We start from the raw sequence: 19060 nt of genomic DNA on the forward strand, positions 1-19060 counted from the left end.
GATGCCTGACTTGGTCACACTCGGGCCACCGGTAATGGTGAGGCCGTCTGAATCTTTTGTTTCAGACGGCCTTTTTTATAAAGGTTAAAAGAAGCAGGGGGAGTTATGATTCTGTTTAAGTTTATGCTTGAGATGGGAATTGTGATTGGCTTACAGGATTGTGTAAGAAAGACGAGGAGATCTTGTATAAAAACAAAAAACCCACTTCATTGAAGTGGGTTTTTGATGAAAGCTATTAACCTTTGCGAGCAGGCAATTTTTCTTTAATACGGGCTGCTTTACCGGTCAGGCCGCGCAAGTAGTACAGTTTGGCGCGACGTACGTCACCACGGCGTTTAACTTCGATTTTTTCTACGGTAGGAGAGTACAGTTGGAAAGTACGTTCTACACCTTCGCCGCTAGAGATTTTGCGAACGATGAAGTTGCTGTTCAGGCCACGGTTGCGGCGAGCGATAACAACACCTTCGTATGCTTGCAGACGGCTACGAGAACCCTCAACCACGCGTACAGATACGACAACGGTGTCGCCTGGAGCGAATTCAGGGATTTCTTTGTTCAAGCGAGCGATTTCTTCTTGCTCTAATTGTTGAATCAAGTTCATTTGTTTTTCCTAAGTTATGATTGGATTTCCTGTTGCTCTTGCAAGATTTCTTTTAAGAGGCGGGATTCCTTTGGGATTAAACTGCGCTTTTCCAATAAATCGGGTCGGCGCTCTAAAGTGCGTCGCAGCGATTGTTTCAATCGCCACTCGGCAATCAAGCCATGATTTCCTGAACGTAAGACATCAGGAACTATCATGCCTTGGAATTCTACGGGTTTGGTGTAATGAGGACAATCTAAAAGGCCGTCTGAAAATGAGTCTTGTTCGGCTGACTGTATATCGCCCAATACACCCGGTACCAATCTTAAGACGGCATCCATCAACATCATGGCGGGTAATTCGCCACCTGAGACGACAAAGTCGCCAATGCTGATTTCTTCGTCCACACTGCTTTGCAATAGTCTTTCATCTATGCCTTCATAGCGTCCGCATAGAAGAATAAGATGGGGCAGTTCGGCAAGTTCTGCGGTTTTTTTATGTGTCAGCGGCTGACCTTGCGGACTGAGATAAATTACTTTGGCAGGTTTTTGCGAGTTTGCTTTGGCTTCTTCGATTGCCGCTTGAAGCGGCGGTGCCATCATAATCATTCCCGGACCACCTCCGAAGGGGCGATCATCGATATAGCCAAGTTTGTTATCGGCAAATTTTCGGGGATTAATGGCTTGAAACTGCCAAAGATTTTGTTTTCTTGCTCTGCCTGTAACGCCATATTCGACAATGCTGTCGAACATCTCTGGGAAAATGGTGATGGCTTGAATCAGCATCAGTAGTCCAAGCCCCAGTCGGCGATAATGGTTTTGCTGTCGGTATCGACAGATTCGATATAGTTGGAGACAAAGGGAATCAGGATTTGTCCGTGTTCGCCTTTAATCATCAAAACATCATTTGCACCGGTTTCCATCAGGTTGCTGACTTTGCCGAGGACGATGTTTTCTTTATTGATGACGGTCATGCCGACTAAATCTGCCCAGTAGTATTCGTCTTCCTCAGTAGGGGCGAATGACTCTCTGGGGATTTCGATGGTATAGCCGCGCAAGGCAAATGCTTGGTCACGATCGTCTATACCTTCAAATTTGACCTGAAGTTCGCCATTGACAATTTTACCTGCCTCAAGCACAACATTCAGGGTTTTGCCATCCTTGCACAACTGCCACTCGGGGTAGTCCAGCAGGCTGTCGGTATATTCGGTATTGGCGGCAATTTTAAGCCAGCCTTTAATGCCGAATACGCCTTTGATGTAGCCCATGGCTACCCGTTTTTGAGTGTCTGTCATGGTCGTTTCGGCTGATTAAGCAGCGATTTTTTGCTCTTTAATCAGTTTGGCAACTGCATCGCTAACTTTTGCGCCTTGAGCAACCCAGTGGTTGATGCGGTCTGCGTCGAAACGTACGCGTTCTTGTTTTTCGTTGGCAACGGGGTTGTAGAAACCTACTCGCTCGATGAAGCGGCCGTCACGACGGTTGCGAGAGTCAGTTACGACTACGTTGAAGAAAGGGCGGTGTTTTGAGCCGCCGCGAGCCAAACGGATAACTACCATTTTGAGTCCTTTTGAAAAATGCGGATATATAGAAACCGCTAATTTTAGGATATTTCACACGGGTTATGCAAGTTTTTATTTGTTTTTGTTGCTGTTTTGCCATGCGTTCAAATCGAGGCTGGCTTGATACAGGCTGCGGTCGGTTTCCGATGGGGTGATGGTAAATCCTGATTTTTCAGCGAGTTTGAGCATTGGGGTGTTTTCTTTGAGGATTTCCGCATTCATGATTTGATAACCTTGCTGTGTGGCAGTTTGGATAATGAGGCTCATCATTTTGCCTGCCAAGCCGGTTTTACGTGCCTCAGGCGCTAAAGTAATGCCGAACTCGCACTCATTGCGATTGATGCGGCTGTAACGGCTGACTGCGACGATACGGCCGTCTGAAGCGAAGGCTGCCCACGCGCATTCGGTATGGAAATCGGGACGGGTCAGCCGTGCGAGTGTGGGCAGCGGCAACTCGTTGGTATGGGTCATGAAGCGCGTATAGCGGTCGGCCGCGGGTAATTGGCGGACAAATTTTTGTTTGGCTTCGGCATCTTCAGGTTCTAGTGCGCGGATGTGCAGTGTGTTGCCGTCGGGCAGGGTAAAGGTATCGGTTTGGCTCGGGTAGGGTGCGAGTACGTTTTGTATTTCGGGCGTTTCGGTTTTAGGGTGCAGCAGTTCGGATGCAGCTTCGCCGGTGTTGCGTAGGAATTCGGCTGCGGCTGGATTTTTTTGTTGGAGGTAGGCGGCGGCACTTTGCATTTTTGCTGCGGCCTGTTCTAAGGTTTGGACGGCTTTTTTAGGAATTTTGGTTGTTGGTGCGGCTGGTTTTTCCACGATTTCGGGAATGATGGTGCTGCTGTATTGGCTACCATTGTAGTTGAGGATAATGTCGCCGATATGCTGGTCATTGTGGATAAGCGTGTTTAGGGAATGCAGAAATTGATTGAGAACGGAAGTGTTGTCGAGTTCCGCAAATTGACTTAAATGCTGGATATCAAGCGTGGTAAAAGGAGGTAATGAGGCTTCGGTTTGGCCGTTGTAATGGGCGGTAAGGATGTTGCCGTAAATGGCATGGCGGCTAAATCGAAATTGGACGGCATTGTGTTTTTTGGTTTGGCACGGAGGCAGGTATAGGGCCTCCGCCATCAGTTCGGTTTGGCCGGATGCAATGGCTTTATCGATACTTTTGCTTTTAGGTGTTTTCAGACGGCCTGTTTTGGCTGGGGCAGGGGTATTTTGCACCTGTTGCAAATAGGCTGTTTGATTGCGGAAATAAAGTGTCAGTAAAGCTTCTTCCGGCGTGTTAAACCGTGTCAGGCCGTCTGAAAAACGATAGCTGACGAGAATAGGCTTGCTGGTTTTTTGTGCCAAATTATCCAGAGTTTGATGAATGCTGTACGCATCCGGCGTATCTGGCGAAATAATGCCGAGCAGGGCTTGAGTATGCGGATTTTGTAATTGTTCGAGCGCCAGGCGGTGGATGCGTGCAGGTGTAGGGTTGCTGCCGATGCAGCCTTGTCGGATGGATGGTACATCGGTTGGGAGGTCGAGGGTCAATTCGCAGGCATTGGCGGTAGTGCGCAGCCATTCTATCGGCGTGTCGGACAGAATGGTGGGATTGGTAATGACGGGAATGCCGGAAAGGTGGGCTTTTAGGGCTGCTTCCAGCTCGGCGGTATTGAATACCGGTTGGAAATTGCAATGGCGGCTGAGGCTGCGCAGGATGGCTTTGTCTGTGTCGTCGGTGTAGTGTGTGGACAACAGGATAAGTGGGGTGTGGCGTGTAAAGTGGCGGATGGCACTGAACAGCTCGCGTTGGTTTTCGGCCGGATTATAGTGGATCACGGCAACTTTGGTATGGCGGTTGTGGCCGAAGCGGTTGAGCCAGTCGGCGGATGTAGTGGGGCTTAGGTCATAGTTGAGGCTGATGTGGCGTGATACGCCTTGGTGCAGCGTGTTCAGCAGGTGGTTGATGTTGCGGCTGACGGTGCTGTGGCCGGTCAGTAACGCGATATGGCCGGCCGGATAGTCGGCTTGGGTGCTGATGTTGAGGTTGAGCGAGGGGAGTTGGATGCCTGCGCTGTTGCATACGGTGATGTTCAATTCGTCGCCGTGATATTTTTGAATGATGGAACGGGCATTTTTACAGGATTCGGGTGGCAGGTTTTCCCAATCTTGAATCAGGATAATGTGGCGCAGGTCTTTTTTACGGCAGGCTTTGAACAGCGAGTCGTAATGGTCGGGTGGGATAACGGCAACAACCAAATCGGCTTGGCCCGGGATTTTGCTGAGGCTGGAGTAGGAGGGAATACCAGCGACACTGCTGTGTCGAAGATTGACGGGGGTGATTTTGCCTTGATATGAGGAACCGAGCAGGTGGCTGAAAATGCGTTCACCAAGGCTGTGCGGACGTTCGCTGGCGCCGACGAGGATGATGTGTTCAGGCATGAAGAAGTAGCCGGTTTGGGCAGTTGCACTCATGATGGTTCCTTATTTGTGTTTTTGGCCGTCTGAAAAGTTTCAGACGGCCTTATTTTCAGACTTCTTTTTTGTCTCCGGCTTTCTTTTTGGGAAGGATAAAACGCATCCTCAGGCCGTTTGGTTTGACATTTTCAGCAATGATTTTACCGCAGTGCTGTTCCATAATGTGCTGCGTCAAGGCAAGCCCTAAACCTGTACCGGGCTTGTGCGCGCTGGAGTCGGCGCGATAAAAGGCAGTGAAAATATGCGGAAGCTGCATTTCGTCTACGCCTGGCCCATTGTCGGTAACATCGATAATCCAGTTTTTGCCGTCTTGTCCGATATGGGCTTGAATGGTGCTGCCTTCCGGACTGTAGTTGATGGCGTTGCGGATAACGTTGTCAAAGGCGCGGTATAGATAGCCTTCGTTGGCACTGATTACGGCATTTTCAGGGATTTTAGGGTCAATGCTCAGGGTAACGCTTTGATTGTTTTGGTGGGCAATGCTTTGGTTGTCCTCAATTAAGTTGGTCAGGAAAGGAACGAGTTTGAGGTTTTCTTTTTCCAAAGGGATATTGGAAGTCTCTAGGCGGGAGAGGGTCAACAATTCGCCGACCAAAGTATCCATGCGTACCAATTCGCCTTCAAGCCGCTTGAGGTATTGCTCTTGTTTTTGCGGCTGAGATTGAATCAGGCCGACAATTGCCTGCATGCGCGCCAGCGGCGAACGCATTTCATGAGAAACGTGGTGGAGCAAATGACGCTCTTTGGCCACAAGTTTTTCCAATTTTTCGGCCATTTTGTCGAACTGTACGGCAAGGTGGGACAATTCGTCGTCACGGTCGTCAACCTGCTGGGAAATGCGGGTTTCGAGTTCGCCGTTGGCTACTCTGTCCATGCCGCCGCCAAGAATTTTAATGGGCTTGGTGATGTTGTTGGCAAGGATATATGCCATCAAGAGGCCGACGATGATGATGAAAGACAGAATGATAAATTCGTGCCAAATCGGTGAGAGCGGCAGGCCGGGAATGAAAAGCGGGCTGGGCAGGCGTTGGGCTTGATGGTTGTCCCAGCCTTTAATGAAGAAGAGGTATTCTTCGCCGAAACGGTCGTATTCGATGTGAGCTAAATCGGATTCGGGGTTGTTGATGGCAAAGATGCGGGCGCGTTCGATGGACAGGCTGTCGATATTGCGGCCTAAAATATCTTTTTTATCGTCGCCGGTAATCACATAAACGGCATTGGAAACCGGATTGTTTTTCCATTCCGAAAGAATTTCACGCGCACCGCTGTCTCCGCGCGAGTTAAACGCGGAGATGATGCTGCTCATCAATGTGGTTTCGATGGTGCGGCGTTGGTTAAATTGGTTTTCGGCAAGGGTGTTTTGTACCAGCCAAAATGAAAAACTCGCCACAAAGATTGCGCAGACGATGACTGCGCAAAATGTGGCGAAGATGCGTTGAAACAGTTTCATTGATCTGTTTAATCTTTAGTTTTTAACAAACAGGTAGCCTAAGCCGCGTACTGTTTGAATCAAGGAGGCATCGCCCAATTTGTGGCGGATGCTGGAGATGTGTACGTCGATGCTGCGGTCAAATTTAGCCAGTTTGCGGTCGAGTGCTTCGATGGACAGGGTCTCTTTGCTGACAACTTGTCCGGCGTGGCGCATCAAAACTTCGAGCAGATTGAACTCGGTGCTGGTCAATTCAAGCGGAGTGTCTTTGATGCTGGCTTGGCGTTTGGCAGGGTAGAGGACAACGTCGCTGACAGAAATGCTGTTAGGCGCGTTGTTTTGTTCGTTGCTATGTTGCGCACGGCGCAAGATGGCGTTGATACGCGCCAAGAGTTCGCGCGGTGTGCATGGTTTCGGTACATAATCGTCCGCACCCATTTCCAAACCGATAATGCGGTCGATGTCGTCACCTTTTGCAGTCAGCATGATGATGGGTACAGTGCTTTGGGTACGTACGTTTTTCAGTACGTCCAAACCGTTCATTTTAGGCATCATGGAGTCTAATACGATGACATCGTATTGTCCGGTCAGAATTTCTTGAACGCCGGCTTCACCGTCAGGAACGCTGTGGACGTTGAGGCCTTCGGCAGTCAGGTATTCGGTCAGCAATTCGGTCAAGAGGGCATCGTCATCTACGAGTAATACGCGACTCATGGAATTTCCTTTTCGTGATTGTATGCGCCGTGGCACTAAATAGGCGGTGCGGCGATTAAAATAGAGTTGTATTCAATCTTAACATGCAATCTGCTTTTGTTGATAGCGTAATTTTCTGTGCTTTTGCGCTTTTTTGCATAGAAACTTGTCGCTCTTTACATTTTCAGACGGCCTGTAAGGACAAACTGACAATTAGACAAACTGACAATTAAGTGTGTTTTGTTTAAGGTTTATCACATGATTTGGCAGTTTGGTGTTTCGGTGCATTGATGAAATCTTTGCAATCGGACAAAAGTTTGGGCAGCAAGGGAGCGAATGCCGGGTGACTGCGTATTTTGTCAGCGTAGAAATACATCATATAAGGATAATAATATTGCATTGCCTGCATCCATTGCGCACCTTCTTCTTTTTTGCCTTGTCGGTAGAGGTAAAGGCCGACTTGGTAGGCGCTGGAGTAGGGGCGGTAGGTCAGGGCTTTGAGTGCGGCTTCTTCCGCCCACGGACGGATGTAGGCATCGGTCGGGTCTGCACGTTTGCTCAAGCTCAAATCGGCGTAATAGGCAAGCATAGGGCTTTCTTTGGAAAGTCGTTGCAAGCCGTCGATTTTGTTTTGAACCGTTTGCTGATCATCGGTTTTCCCTACACGGCTATATTGGGTCAGATTTTGATATTCCCAGCTGAGGTTTGCCATGCCGATTAAAATCGATAAAGCAGCTATACCGCCTGCCCATTGTCTGATTCGGGTAGATAAAAGGCCGTCTGAAACATCTTTCGGATAAGAGGGTGTCAACGACAGAATCAGGCTAAATACGGTGAGGAAGTAGATATACCAAAGTGGATATTCAAGCATGCTGTGGCAGAGGCTGATGGCGGCGGCAGTCAGTAAAAACAGCGAGGCCGGTGTTTGGTTGCGGCTCAATAGTCGCCACACGGCTGCAAGCAGAGTTAAGGCTGCAAGTAAGGTGCCGGCAATGCCCATTTCGGACAATAACTGCATGACGATGTTGTGCGAATGGGTGAACAGTACGCCAAGGATGTTGTTGGGGAAGTATTGTTGTTGGGCATTGATCAGGAAGGTTTGCAGGGCAAAGCTGTTCCAGCCATGGCCGAACCAAGGTGCGGATTGAAAAGCAATCCATGCCTTGCTCCATTCGATTTGGCGCATGGAGCCTTCAAAACCGCTGGTGCCTGCGCGTTCTACAGCGGTTTCGTATTTGATGTTGCCAAACAAATCCAACAGGCTGCCCATGCCGAATTGGAAAGCGGCGGCCAGGATTGCGGTCAGAAGGAAAATGCACAGTACGCGTTTGTGTTGGAAACGGGTACGCCAAAACCATAACGGCGTAATCAGGAATAGGGCGGCAATGTAGCCTAAGATGGTGCGCGAATTGACAAGGCCGAGGGTCGCAGTCAAAGCCAATACGAACAGAAAACCTGCTGTATTGGACATTTTGCGTGCCGTCCATAAATAGGATGCCGCCAAAATGCCCCACATTAAATAATGTCCCAAATGGTTTCGTTGGCCGAGTTGGCCGTTTACGGTGCCGTTGCTTCGGGCAATGATGCCGGTCAACCACTCTACGTTGGACCAGCCTTTAAATTGCAGCCAGACGATGGCGGCTTGCATAGTTGCACCTATCAATAAAGACCAAGCAAAGATGCTGACGACGCGTTCTTGTCCGTAAGCTGCCACCCAGCCCCGCACCGACCATGCGCCCAGTGACAAAATGACAAAGGTCCAGGCGGTGATGTCGCTCATGCCGGGGTAGATGGAATGCATGAGGCGCGCTTGGAGCGACCAGAATGCAGCCATGGCAAACAAGCCGATGCTGAGTGCAGGAAGGCGGATATTCAGCAGGCCTTTGTGTGCGCTAATCAATGTCAGTACCAATGAGCCGCTCAGTGAGATGGCTTCCAGATAAAAGCTGGGCAATGGGCCGACTCGGTAGAGTGAAAGAAAAGGGACGGCGCAAATCCAAAGAAAACTGAGCCATAAAGGCCAAAAGGTTTTTACTGAAGATTGGGTCAGGCCGTCTGAAAGTGTGTGGTAGGTCATTTTGATGTGTGTTTTTGTTGTTTGATAAATGCAAGGCAGCCAAGGAAAAAAGTAATGCACAATAATACGGAAACGGCGGCGCAAATCCGGCTAGCGAGAGCCGTGTCTGCCAGGCGCATACAGGCTTCGGCAAAGTAAATCAGAATCAGCATGGAGCTGTATTGGTAAGTGTAGATGCGTTTTTTCAAAATGCCGGTCAACGGTAGGCACAAAGGCAGGGCTTTCAGTGCCAGCCATGAGCCGCCTTCGCGTAATGGCGCGATCCACAATTCCCATGATAAGGAAAGCAGAATCAGCAGGATAAGGCTTATGGACGTTGCAAGATAAGGTAATGGGGAGCGTGTATTGTTCACGATATTGAGGGCATAAAGCCGTACTGGAAAACTTAAAATTATACCGCTAAAAAGGCGTGGTAAGCCAAGAATATTGTTTAAAGATGCTGAAGAAAGGATTTATTGTTTTTTCTTCAAACGAATGAAACTTTATCCTGTTTTATAGTCTTATTAATATATTTATCAAATAAAGATTGTGTTATTATTATAGACGCTTGATCTCAGGAGGATAGAAAACCATGAATCGCGTTGCTGATGTTATCCGTGATGATATTAAAGTAATGACAGCCTATCAGGTTGCCGATTTGCCGGAAGGTTTTATTAAGTTGGACGCTATGGAGTGTCCGCATCATCCTTTCGCCGGATATGAATCTTTGTTGTCAGAATGGGCGGATATAGTAAAAGAAGTACCAATTCATTTGTATCCTCATACTGCCAAGAGCGGGATTTATGAAGAATTAAGGGAAGTCTTCGGTATTCCCAATAAAGCGGAAATTGCATTGGGTAACGGCTCCGACGAGCTTATCCAGTTTTTGACCATGCTGGTTGCCAAACCAAATGCGCGTGTATTGGGTGTTGAGCCAAGTTTCGTTATGTATCGTCATAATGCTGCGCTTTATGGCATGGAATATGTCGGTGTTCCCTTAAATCCAGATTTCACTTTAAATCTTCCTGCCGTTTTGTCCGCGATCGAGCAACATCGGCCGTCATTAATTTTTATTGCTTATCCCAATAATCCTACCGGCGTCTGCTTTAAACGAGAAGAAGTAGAGGCGGTCATTCGTGCGGCAACCGGCATTGTGGTTGTCGATGAGGCATATGGCGCGTTTCATCATGACAGTTTCCTTCCGTGGGCGGGCGAAGTCGAAAACCTGGTCGTAATGCGCACCATCAGTAAAATCGGCTTTGCCGGCTTGCGGATGGGGTATGCGGTGGCAAGTCCAAGCATTATGGGTGAACTGGCCAAAATCCTTCCGCCTTACAATATGAATCAATTAAGCTTGGCGGCGGCAAAATTTTCATTGAAACATCATCCAATCATTCAGCAAAACATTGATACATTAAAAAACGAGCGTTCGCGCGTGATGAATGAATTGTTGAAATTAAACCGTTTGGAAGTTTTTCCGAGCGAAGCCAACTTTATTACCGTTCGCGTTCCTGATGCGGACGGGCTGTTTGAAACATTGAAGCAAAACCGCATACTGATTAAAAAACTGCATGGCAGCCATCCGCTTTTGGATCAGTGTGTCCGCATAACCATAGGCTCGGCAGCGCAAAATGATGCCGTCTTGGCCGTTATTAAAAACCTTTACCCCAATCTTTGATTTCAAGGAACTATTATCATGAACAAAGCTCAACTGCATTTGACCAATTTTCTGTTACTGGTTGAAGAAGCCGGCTCATTGACCAAACTCGCACGCGCATGCGGTTATGAAAACTCCGCCTCTTTGTCTCAGCTCAAACGCCGTTTGGAACAACAAGCAGGCGATGAGTCTGCACGCGGCATTCGTCCGAGCCTGGCTGCGAAGTTGGAATCCGGTATGCGCAAACGCAAAGGCTGGCTGAACCGTGATCACAGCAAAGATCAAGAAAAAGCAGCAGCGATTGAAGCGGCGCGTTTGGAAAAACAAACTGTTGAAGCAGCCGAAGCTGGCGTTTCAACCGAAGGCCGTTTTGTTACCGTTACCCGCAATACCTGCGAAACCCAAATCACCGTCAGCCTCAATCTTGACGGTACCGGCAAATACCGCTTGGATACCGGCGTTCCTTTCCTTGAACACATGCTTGCTCAAGTGGCGCGTCATGGTTTGATTGATTTGGATATTACCTGCAAAGGCGATTTGCACATTGACGACCATCACACGGTTGAAGACATCGGTATCGTATTGGGTCAGGCCTTGAAACAAGCACTTGGCAATAAAGCCGGCATTACCCGTTATGGTCATGCCTATGTTCCGTTGGATGAAGCGTTGAGCCGTGTAGTCATCGACCTTTCCGGCCGCCCTGGCTTGGTGTACAACATCGACTTTACCCGCGCCCTGATCGGCCGTTTTGATGTTGATTTGTTTGAAGAATTTTTCCACGGCCTTGTGAATCACAGCATGATGACCTTGCACATCGATAATTTTAGAGGTCGTAATGCACATCATCAAGCCGAGACTGTTTTCAAAGCCTTCGGCCGCGCATTGCGCATGGCGGTTGAATACGATCCGCGCATGATGGGTCAAACGCCTTCTACCAAAGGCACGCTGAGCGAAGAGTCTGTTCAGGAAGAAGCAGAAGCTGCATCTGAAGAATAAGGCATCGTGTGAATGAATAAAGGCCGTCTGAAACCGATCGGGATTTCAGACGGCCTTTATTATTTGTCTTGTATATCGACAATATTTTGTTTTAAACCATCTTTTGCTACAATCATTCTTATTATTATATTAATCATTAAATGTTTTCAGACGGCCTGAGGAGAAGCAATGAAAGTAGCGATTGTTGATTATGGAATGGGAAACCTGCACTCAGTATTGAAATCTGTTCAGGCGGCGCAGGTTTTGTCTAATCAAAATACCGAAATTTATCTGACTTCGCGGCCTGAAGAGGTGATGGCGGCGGATAAGGTTATCTTTCCGGGGCAGGGTGCCATGCCGGATTGCATGTCGGCGCTGGAGGCAAGCGGTTTGGGTGAGGCGGTTTCAGACGGCCTGAAAAACAAGCCGTTTTTTGGAATTTGCGTAGGTGCGCAATTATTGTTTGAACACAGTGAAGAAGGCGATACAGATGGTTTGGGTTGGTTTGAAGGTCAAGTAAAACGGTTTTTGCCCAATCAAACCGATGCACAAGGAGACCGTCTGAAAGTGCCGCATATGGGTTGGAATACAGTGCGCCAAACCCGTCCGCACCCTTTATTTCAAGACATTGGGCAGAACGAGTATTTTTATTTTGTTCACAGCTATTATTTTGCGCCGAAAAATGAAGAGATTGTTTTAGGCGTCAGCGAATATCCGAATGAATTTTCCTGCATTGTCGGTAAGGACAATGTGTTTGCCACACAGTTCCACACGGAGAAAAGCCATCAGGCAGGATTGCTGCTGCTGCGTAATTTTTTAAATTGGCAGATTTGAGGTTTTTAACATAAATCTGCTAAAAATCGCTAATTTGTGTAAAATATACTGAAATTGAATAGAGGAGAAAAAAATGCTGTTGATACCTGCCATTGATTTGAAAGAAGGACGCTGTGTCCGCTTAAAACAAGGCTTGATGGAGCAGGCGACGGTGTTTTCCGATTCGCCGGCAGAGATGGCTTTGCATTGGCGCAATCAAGGCGCACGCCGTTTGCATTTGGTTGATTTAAACGGCGCATTTGCAGGCGTTCCTCAAAATTTTCCGGCGATTAAAGAAATTTTGGCCGCCGTAGCCAAAGATATTCCGGTACAGCTTGGCGGCGGTATCCGTGATTTGGGAACCATTGAAAAGTATTTGGATTTGGGTCTGACCGATGTGATTATCGGTACGGCCGCGGTAAAAAATCCTGAATTTGTGCGCGAAGCATGTAAGGCATTTCCGGGGCAGATTATTGTCGGCTTGGATGCCAAAGACGGTATGGTGGCGATAGACGGTTGGGCAACGGTAACGGAGCATCATGTCGTCGATTTGGCTAAGCGTTTTGAAGACGATGGGGTCAACAGCATTATTTATACCGATATCGGCCGCGACGGCATGATGAGCGGCGTGAATATCGAAGCTACCGTCAAATTGGCCCAATCAGTGAATATCCCGATTATCGCTTCCGGCGGCTTGACGAATTTGGACGATATCCACGCATTGTGTGCCGTTGAAAAAGAGGGTGTGAGCGGTGCGATTACCGGCCGCGCAATTTATGAGGGAAGTATTGATTTCGCACAGGCTCAAAAACTGGCCGATTCTTTGGCTTGACCTAAGTGCGTTTAATTATGCAGATTAAGGCTTTGCAAGGTGTAACAGCGCAGGAGTTGGCGTATAGCTGAAAATACCTTCAAAAGCGGCATTTTGCAAAGTCCTTAGACTTAAAATCTGTCTGAAATAATTATAAAAAACAACTCACTCAATATCTTATTTTATTAAGGGATTGGTATGCTTGAAGCGTTTGTTTTGGGTTTTTGGATTATCTGGTCATCCGATCGCGAAGTGTATCCGCTAAGCGAAAGTTTGTGGTTTACACTGATTGCAGTGATACTGCGGCAGCTGACGGCGTTTGATTTGCCGATTATCGATACCTATTGGATGATTTTCAACGGGATAATATGGGCATTTGCCGGTTTGATTTTTTCCATCGTCGGCCGCATCGACAGCAATTTCATTATTTCCTGTGTTTTGGCGATGATAGCCGGCATTGGTTATTTTCAGCTGTTGCAACATTTGCCGGATTGGTTGAGCAAATTTTTGGCCTGACGGTTTCAGACGGCCTGATAACGGATAAGAGGTATTGAGTATGGCATTGGCAAAACGAATTATTCCTTGTCTGGATGTAAAAGACGGTCGCGTGGTAAAAGGTGTTAACTTTTTGGGTCTGCGCGATGCAGGCAATCCGGTTGACGTTGCCAAACGCTACAACGATGAAGGCGCAGATGAGTTGACCTTTTTGGATATCACCGCCTCCAGCGATAATCGCGACACTATTTTGCACGTCATTGAGGCAGTCGCATCACAAGTTTTTATTCCATTGACGGTCGGCGGCGGCGTACGCACAGTTGCCGATATCCGTCGTTTGCTTAATGCCGGTGCCGATAAGGCCAGCATCAATACGGCCGCTGTAACCAATCCTGATTTGGTAAACGAAGCGGCCGGTTTTTTTGGTTCGCAAGCGATTGTTGTTGCCGTCGATGCCAAAGCGGTCAACCCTGAAAACACCCGTTGGGAAATCTTTACCCACGGCGGACGTAATCCGACCGGTTTGGATGCGGTGGAATGGGCTGTCGAAATGCAGCGGCGCGGTGCGGGCGAGATTTTGCTGACCAGCATGGACCGGGACGGTACCAAACAAGGTTTCAACCTGCCTTTGACACGCGCGGTCAGCGAAGCGGTCGATATTCCGGTCATTGCTTCCGGCGGCGTCGGTTCTGTTCAACACTTGATAGACGGCATTAAGGACGGGAAGGCAGATGCAGTGTTGGCCGCCAGTATTTTCCACTTTGGCGAAGCGAGCATCCGCGAAGCGAAACTGGCCATGCGCGAAGCAGGAATTGAAGTGCGTTTGTGATTGCTATCCAAAGGCCGTCTGAAAATATGGGAGAAAGACGCGAATGTCGAACATAAACGAAACGCTGCTGAATGCCGTAAAATTTGATGAAAAAGGTTTGGTTTGCGCGATTGCCCAAGATTGGCAGACACACCGTGTGCTGATGGTTGCCTGGATGAACGCCGAGGCCCTGCAAAAAACCGTAGAAACCGGGTTTGCCCACTATTACAGCCGTTCCCGCCAAAAACAATGGATGAAGGGCGAAGAGTCCGGACATACGCAAAAAGTACATGAATTGCGACTGGATTGTGATGGCGATGCTGTGGTCATGCTGATTGAACAAAACGGCGGCATTGCCTGTCATACAGGGCGTGAAAGCTGTTTTTACAAAGTTTGGCAAGACGGGGCATGGCGGACAGTCGATGCCGTGTTGAAAGACGAAGAAGCGATTTACGGACATAAACATCCTTAAGGCCGTCTGAAAGAAAATAAGAGAAACCGACCATGACCGATACTATCCTTACCCAAATTCAAAACGTCATTGATTCGCGCAAAGGCGGCAATCCCGATGCTTCTTATGTCGCACAACTGCTGCACAAAGGCGAAGACAAGATTTTGAAAAAAGTCATCGAGGAAGCGGGTGAAACCTTGATGGCTTCTAAAGATGGCGGTGGCGAACATTTGGTTTACGAAGTGGCGGATTTGTGGTTTCATACCATGGTTTTATTGGCGCATCACGGATTGCGCGCCGAAGATGTAGTAAACGAGCTTGCGCGCCGTCAAGGTTTGTCGGGATTAGTGGAAAAAGCTTCTCGCAAAGAATCTTGAATTTATATTACAATCCCGTATTTGACCTGTTTCAGAATCCGTCTCTTGGGGCAAAAACGATTTCACTTTTTGGGTTGAAACTCGTTACGCCCGTTTTCAGACGGCCATTGGAGCCATTATGGATAATTGTATTTTCTGCAAAATCGCAACCAAAGATATTCCGGCACAAACCGTTTACGAAGACGATGAGATGCTTTGTTTCAAAGACATCCGTCCTGCTGCGCCGGTGCATCTGCTGCTGATTCCGAAAGTACACTTCGATTCACTGGCACACGCCACTGCCGAACATCAAACCCTGTTGGGCAAAATGATGTTGAAAGTTCCTCAAATTGCCCATGAGGCAGGTTTGACCAACGGTTTCAAAACCCTGATCAACACAGGTAAAGGCGGCGGACAAGAAGTCTTCCACCTGCATATCCATATCATGGGTACGCCTACATAACTATTATCTATTTTTAACAAATTCAAGGATTTATCATGGGTAGCTTCTCTCTCTGGCACTGGATCATCGTACTGATTATCGTCGTTTTGGTATTCGGTACCAAAAAATTGCGCAACGTCGGCAAAGACCTTGGCGGTGCAGTGCATGACTTCAAACAAGGCCTGAACGAAGGTACAGACGGCAAAGATGCCAAAAAAGACGAAGTCATCGAACACAAAAAAGACGAAGACAAAGCATAATCCATGTTTGATTTCGGTTTGGGCGAGCTGCTGCTGGTCGGCGTTGTCGCCCTAATAGTGCTTGGCCCCGAACGTCTGCCACAAGCCGCGCGCACGGCCGGGCGTTTGGTCGGTAAATTGCAAGGCTTCGTCAACAACGTCAAGCAGGAGCTCAATACTCAGGCTGAGTTGGACGAATTGCGCAAGGTGAAGCAGGAATTTGAAACCGCCGCATCCGAGTTTCGCGACGGTATCAAAGACTTGGGCAACGATGCACAAAAAAATCTGAGCGATATTTCAGACGGCCTTAAGCCATGGGAACGCCTGCCCGAACAGAAAACGCCTGCCGATTTTGGTGTGGATGAGTTTGGCAATCCTTTACCTGATCTGGCTTCAAATAGCACTGAGCATGAAAGTGCAATCCAAGCTTCTGAGCAGGGTGGGGCAGTGCAAACCCAAGAGCTTGTCGAGGCTGAAAATGCCGAGTCCGAGCAAGACCGCGCTTGGCGTGAGTATTTGACGGCTTCGGTTTCCCCAGCTCCTGCGGTTGAAGTCAGCTATATCGAATCTCCTGCTGCCGATGTTCCTCCGCTGCATACGACATCTCTGCGTAAGCAGGCGATGAGCCGCAAACGCGATATGCGCCCGAAATTCCACGCCAAGCCCAAACTGCGCGTCCGTAAGTAAAAAGTGAGTCAACCGGTGTCCGAACCTCAACACGAACAACCCGTCCAACCGCTTATCGAGCATCTTCTCGAGCTGCGCCGCCGCATGATGTGGATCGTCATCGGCATCGTCATCTGCTTCTTGGGCATGATGCCGTTTGCCCAGCAGCTCTATACTTTTGTTGCTGAACCATTGATGGCCAATCTGCCTAAAGATACCAGCATGATTGCGACCGATGTGATCGCGCCGTTTTTTGTGCCGGTCAAGGTTACCTTGATGGCGGCGTTTCTGCTGTCCTTGCCGCACACGCTGTATCAAGTTTGGGCGTTTGTCGCCCCGGCCTTATACCAAAACGAAAAGCGTTTGATTACGCCGCTGGTGTTGTCCAGCGTAACGCTTTTCTTCGTCGGTATGGCGTTTGCCTATTTTCTGGTGTTTCCCGTTATTTTCAAATTCTTGGCCGGTGTAACCCCTGTCGGCGTCAATATGGCGACCGATATCGACAAATACCTGTCCTTTATTTTGGGCATGTTTGTCGCATTCGGTACGACGTTTGAAGTGCCCGTTGTTGTGGTGTTGCTTGCAAAAATGGGCATTGTTTCGACTGCTCAGCTTAAGAACGCCCGTCCGTATGTTATCGTGGGTGCGTTTATTGTAGCCGCAATTATCACGCCGCCTGACGTAATTTCTCAAACCCTGCTTGCCGTTCCGCTGATTCTGCTCTACGAAGCAGGTATTTGGTTCAGCCGTTTTGCCAAGGCCAAAACGCAACAGGAAGATGAGGATACACCGCAACCGCCGGCGGAAATTTGAGAATAAAGGCCGTCTGAAGGACTTTTCAGACGGCCTTTGTGTTTATGACAGTTTTAAATTTTAAGGAGCAACATGATGAATGTTCAGGATATCGTACAAAAACGTTACAGCACCAAATCTTTTGATGCCTCCAAAAAAATTTCAGCCGAAGATTTTGCCCAAATCGAAGCGGCACTGCGCTACAGTCCTTCCAGCGTCAATATCCAACCTTGGCATTTTGTGATTACGGATAATGAAGCAGGGAAAGCACGGGTAGCCAAATCTGCAGAAAATTTTCCGTACAACCTGCCCAAAATCATCAACGCTTCTCATGTAATCGTATTTGCGGCGCGGGTGCATGCCGATGATGACTATTTGGCAGGCGTGTTGGAACAGGAAGATAAAGACGGACGTTTTGCTACGGCCGAAAATAAGCAAATGGGCGATAATGCGCGCCGTACTTTCTTGGGTATCCACCGCAATCAAATGCAAGACGAAACCCAATGGTTGTCGAGACAAGTTCATATTAATTTGGGCTTTACCCTGTTTGCCGCTGCGGCCTTGGGTGTGGATGCCGTTCCGTTGGAAGGGGTGGATATGGCTGTTTTGGATCAAGAATTTGGTTTGGCTGAAAAAGGTTATCGTGCTGTTGCCGTTGTTGCATTGGGCTATCGCGCCGAAGATGATTTTAATGCTAAATTGCCGAAATCACGTTTGGAAAACGAGGTAATTTTTACTAAGGTATAACCGAGGGGCTTGGTTTCAGATCTTTGAAAAAGCCATCTATTTCTATCTTATTGAGAAGCATAATGTCAGGCCGTCTGAAAATAAACTACTTTTCAGACGGCCTTTTTATTGTTCTTGTTTTTCTTTGTCCTCCTTATTTTCAAGCATCTTACAAAAAGGGTTTGGAAAAATAGGTGCTTATATTTTGGCCGGATTCAGCCGTACGATTTCATGGGTAAATGTGTTATCGTATTCATATATGTTAAAAAACATTAATAAATTTGTATTTTTCTTACAGAGAAAGGCTTCAAAATGGATGGTTGGACTCAAACGCTGAGTGCCGGTACTTTGCTCGGTATTGCGGCGGCGGCAATTTTGCTGATTTTGATTTTAATTGTGAAACTGCGTGTTCATGCTTTGCTGACGTTGGTATTGGTCAGCCTGCTGACTGCTATCGTAACAGGCCTGCCTATGGGCAGTATCGTCAATGATGTGTTGGTCAAAAATTTTGGCGGTACGCTCGGCAGCGTGGCGTTGCTGGTCGGTTTGGGCGCAATGCTCGGCCGTTTGGTGGAAACTTCCGGCGGTGCCCAATCTTTGGCGGATGCGCTGATTCGGATTTTTGGTAAAAAACGTGCGCCGTTTGCCTTAGGCGTGGCTTCTTTGATTTTTGGTTTTCCGATTTTCTTTGATGCCGGCTTGGTGGTGATGTTGCCGATTGTGTTTGCAACGGCACGCCGCATGAAGCAAACTGTTTTGCCCTATGCGTTGGCATCTATTGGCGCATTTTCCGTCATGCACGTCTTCCTGCCGCCTCATCCCGGCCCGATTGCCGCTTCTGAATTTTATGGCGCAAACATCGGTCAACTGCTGATTTTGGGTTTGCCGGTTACCTTGATTACTTGGTATTTCAGCGGCTATTTATTGGGTAAAGTTTTGGGTCGCAGCATTCATGTACCCGTTCCTGATCTGATCAGCGGCGGTACGCAAGATAACGACCAACCGAAAGCGCCTGCAAAAGCATCTACAGTCATCGGCATTATG

Annotated in this window: 23 protein-coding genes; 14 read left to right on the forward strand and 9 right to left on the reverse strand. The window is 48.1% G+C overall.

What is annotated here, in order from left to right; genetic code table 11:
- Positions 1-235: 235 nt before the first annotated feature.
- The 9 genes from rplS to Q1M25_RS02330 form a co-directional block, all read right to left on the reverse strand.
- On the reverse strand, positions 236-601 hold the full coding sequence (gene rplS / locus Q1M25_RS02290) for a 50S ribosomal protein L19 (RefSeq protein WP_003679470.1): 366 nt from the start codon (positions 599-601) through the stop codon (positions 236-238).
- Positions 602-615: 14 nt separating this feature from the next.
- A complete protein-coding gene (trmD, locus tag Q1M25_RS02295; RefSeq protein ID WP_300481343.1) occupies positions 616-1365 on the reverse strand; it encodes a tRNA (guanosine(37)-N1)-methyltransferase TrmD in 750 nt (249 codons plus the stop codon).
- Complete coding sequence (gene rimM / locus Q1M25_RS02300) at positions 1365-1874, reverse strand: ribosome maturation factor RimM (RefSeq protein WP_049329569.1); 510 nt, start codon at positions 1872-1874, stop codon at positions 1365-1367. The genes trmD and rimM overlap by 1 nt, the downstream gene beginning before the upstream one ends.
- Positions 1875-1889: 15 nt before the next feature.
- Positions 1890-2138, reverse strand: coding sequence for a 30S ribosomal protein S16 (rpsP, locus tag Q1M25_RS02305; RefSeq protein WP_003684452.1), 249 nt, complete (start codon positions 2136-2138; stop codon positions 1890-1892).
- A 75-nt stretch (positions 2139-2213) separates the two neighbouring features.
- Positions 2214-4604, reverse strand: coding sequence for a bifunctional acetate--CoA ligase family protein/GNAT family N-acetyltransferase (locus tag Q1M25_RS02310; RefSeq protein WP_300481349.1), 2391 nt, complete (start codon positions 4602-4604; stop codon positions 2214-2216).
- 55 nt (positions 4605-4659) lie between these two features.
- Positions 4660-6057, reverse strand: coding sequence for a HAMP domain-containing histidine kinase (locus Q1M25_RS02315; RefSeq protein WP_300481352.1), 1398 nt, complete (start codon positions 6055-6057; stop codon positions 4660-4662).
- Between the two features lie 15 nt (positions 6058-6072).
- Positions 6073-6750 (reverse strand): two-component system response regulator MisR, encoded by a 678-nt coding sequence (gene misR, locus Q1M25_RS02320; RefSeq protein ID WP_070632537.1) that lies wholly within the window; start codon positions 6748-6750, stop codon positions 6073-6075.
- Positions 6751-6973: 223 nt separating this feature from the next.
- Positions 6974-8806 carry a PglL family O-oligosaccharyltransferase gene (locus Q1M25_RS02325; RefSeq protein ID WP_300481356.1) on the reverse strand — a complete coding sequence of 611 codons (1833 nt, stop codon included), beginning with the start codon at positions 8804-8806 and terminating at the stop codon, positions 6974-6976.
- A complete protein-coding gene (locus Q1M25_RS02330; RefSeq protein WP_150537287.1) occupies positions 8803-9159 on the reverse strand; it encodes a DUF2069 domain-containing protein in 357 nt (118 codons plus the stop codon). The genes Q1M25_RS02325 and Q1M25_RS02330 overlap by 4 nt, the downstream gene beginning before the upstream one ends.
- Before the next feature lie 218 nt (positions 9160-9377).
- Here Q1M25_RS02330 and hisC point away from each other — a divergent pair, with 218 nt between their 5' ends.
- The 14 genes from hisC to Q1M25_RS02400 form a co-directional block, all read left to right on the forward strand.
- Positions 9378-10463 (forward strand): histidinol-phosphate transaminase, encoded by a 1086-nt coding sequence (gene hisC / locus Q1M25_RS02335; RefSeq protein ID WP_150537288.1) that lies wholly within the window; start codon positions 9378-9380, stop codon positions 10461-10463.
- An 18-nt stretch (positions 10464-10481) separates the two neighbouring features.
- The gene (gene hisB, locus Q1M25_RS02340; protein WP_300481359.1) at positions 10482-11438 is read left to right on the forward strand and encodes an imidazoleglycerol-phosphate dehydratase HisB; all 957 of its coding nucleotides are present in this window, start codon (positions 10482-10484) and stop codon (positions 11436-11438) included.
- A gap of 168 nt (positions 11439-11606) precedes the next feature.
- Positions 11607-12251, forward strand: coding sequence for an imidazole glycerol phosphate synthase subunit HisH (gene hisH / locus Q1M25_RS02345; RefSeq protein ID WP_300481361.1), 645 nt, complete (start codon positions 11607-11609; stop codon positions 12249-12251).
- A gap of 73 nt (positions 12252-12324) precedes the next feature.
- On the forward strand, positions 12325-13062 hold the full coding sequence (gene hisA, locus Q1M25_RS02350; protein ID WP_070606856.1) for a 1-(5-phosphoribosyl)-5-[(5-phosphoribosylamino)methylideneamino]imidazole-4-carboxamide isomerase: 738 nt from the start codon (positions 12325-12327) through the stop codon (positions 13060-13062).
- 177 nt (positions 13063-13239) lie between these two features.
- The gene (locus Q1M25_RS02355) at positions 13240-13557 is read left to right on the forward strand and encodes a hypothetical protein (RefSeq protein WP_004519651.1); all 318 of its coding nucleotides are present in this window, start codon (positions 13240-13242) and stop codon (positions 13555-13557) included.
- A 40-nt stretch (positions 13558-13597) separates the two neighbouring features.
- A complete protein-coding gene (gene hisF / locus Q1M25_RS02360) occupies positions 13598-14365 on the forward strand; it encodes an imidazole glycerol phosphate synthase subunit HisF (protein ID WP_300481364.1) in 768 nt (255 codons plus the stop codon).
- A gap of 52 nt (positions 14366-14417) precedes the next feature.
- Entirely contained in the window at positions 14418-14816 is a 399-nt protein-coding gene (gene hisI / locus Q1M25_RS02365; protein ID WP_300481380.1) for a phosphoribosyl-AMP cyclohydrolase, read from the forward strand.
- A 32-nt stretch (positions 14817-14848) separates the two neighbouring features.
- Positions 14849-15172 carry a phosphoribosyl-ATP diphosphatase gene (locus tag Q1M25_RS02370; protein WP_300481367.1) on the forward strand — a complete coding sequence of 108 codons (324 nt, stop codon included), beginning with the start codon at positions 14849-14851 and terminating at the stop codon, positions 15170-15172.
- 118 nt (positions 15173-15290) lie between these two features.
- Positions 15291-15614: a histidine triad nucleotide-binding protein gene (locus Q1M25_RS02375; protein ID WP_300481369.1), complete on the forward strand. Its 324-nt coding sequence runs from the start codon at positions 15291-15293 to the stop codon at positions 15612-15614.
- Between the two features lie 35 nt (positions 15615-15649).
- Entirely contained in the window at positions 15650-15853 is a 204-nt protein-coding gene (gene tatA, locus Q1M25_RS02380; RefSeq protein WP_003679438.1) for a Sec-independent protein translocase subunit TatA, read from the forward strand.
- A 3-nt stretch (positions 15854-15856) separates the two neighbouring features.
- On the forward strand, positions 15857-16519 hold the full coding sequence (gene tatB / locus Q1M25_RS02385) for a Sec-independent protein translocase protein TatB (protein WP_128580502.1): 663 nt from the start codon (positions 15857-15859) through the stop codon (positions 16517-16519).
- A 15-nt stretch (positions 16520-16534) separates the two neighbouring features.
- Positions 16535-17311 (forward strand): twin-arginine translocase subunit TatC, encoded by a 777-nt coding sequence (gene tatC, locus Q1M25_RS02390; RefSeq protein WP_300481374.1) that lies wholly within the window; start codon positions 16535-16537, stop codon positions 17309-17311.
- A 72-nt stretch (positions 17312-17383) separates the two neighbouring features.
- On the forward strand, positions 17384-18037 hold the full coding sequence (nfsB, locus tag Q1M25_RS02395; RefSeq protein ID WP_300481376.1) for an oxygen-insensitive NAD(P)H nitroreductase: 654 nt from the start codon (positions 17384-17386) through the stop codon (positions 18035-18037).
- Between the two features lie 291 nt (positions 18038-18328).
- A partial coding sequence (locus tag Q1M25_RS02400) for an SLC13 family permease (RefSeq protein WP_300481378.1) occupies positions 18329-19060 on the forward strand: 732 nt, incomplete at its 3' end.

This window comes from uncultured Neisseria sp. (genome assembly GCF_951230505.1).
Classification (GTDB): Bacteria; Pseudomonadota; Gammaproteobacteria; order Burkholderiales; family Neisseriaceae; genus Neisseria.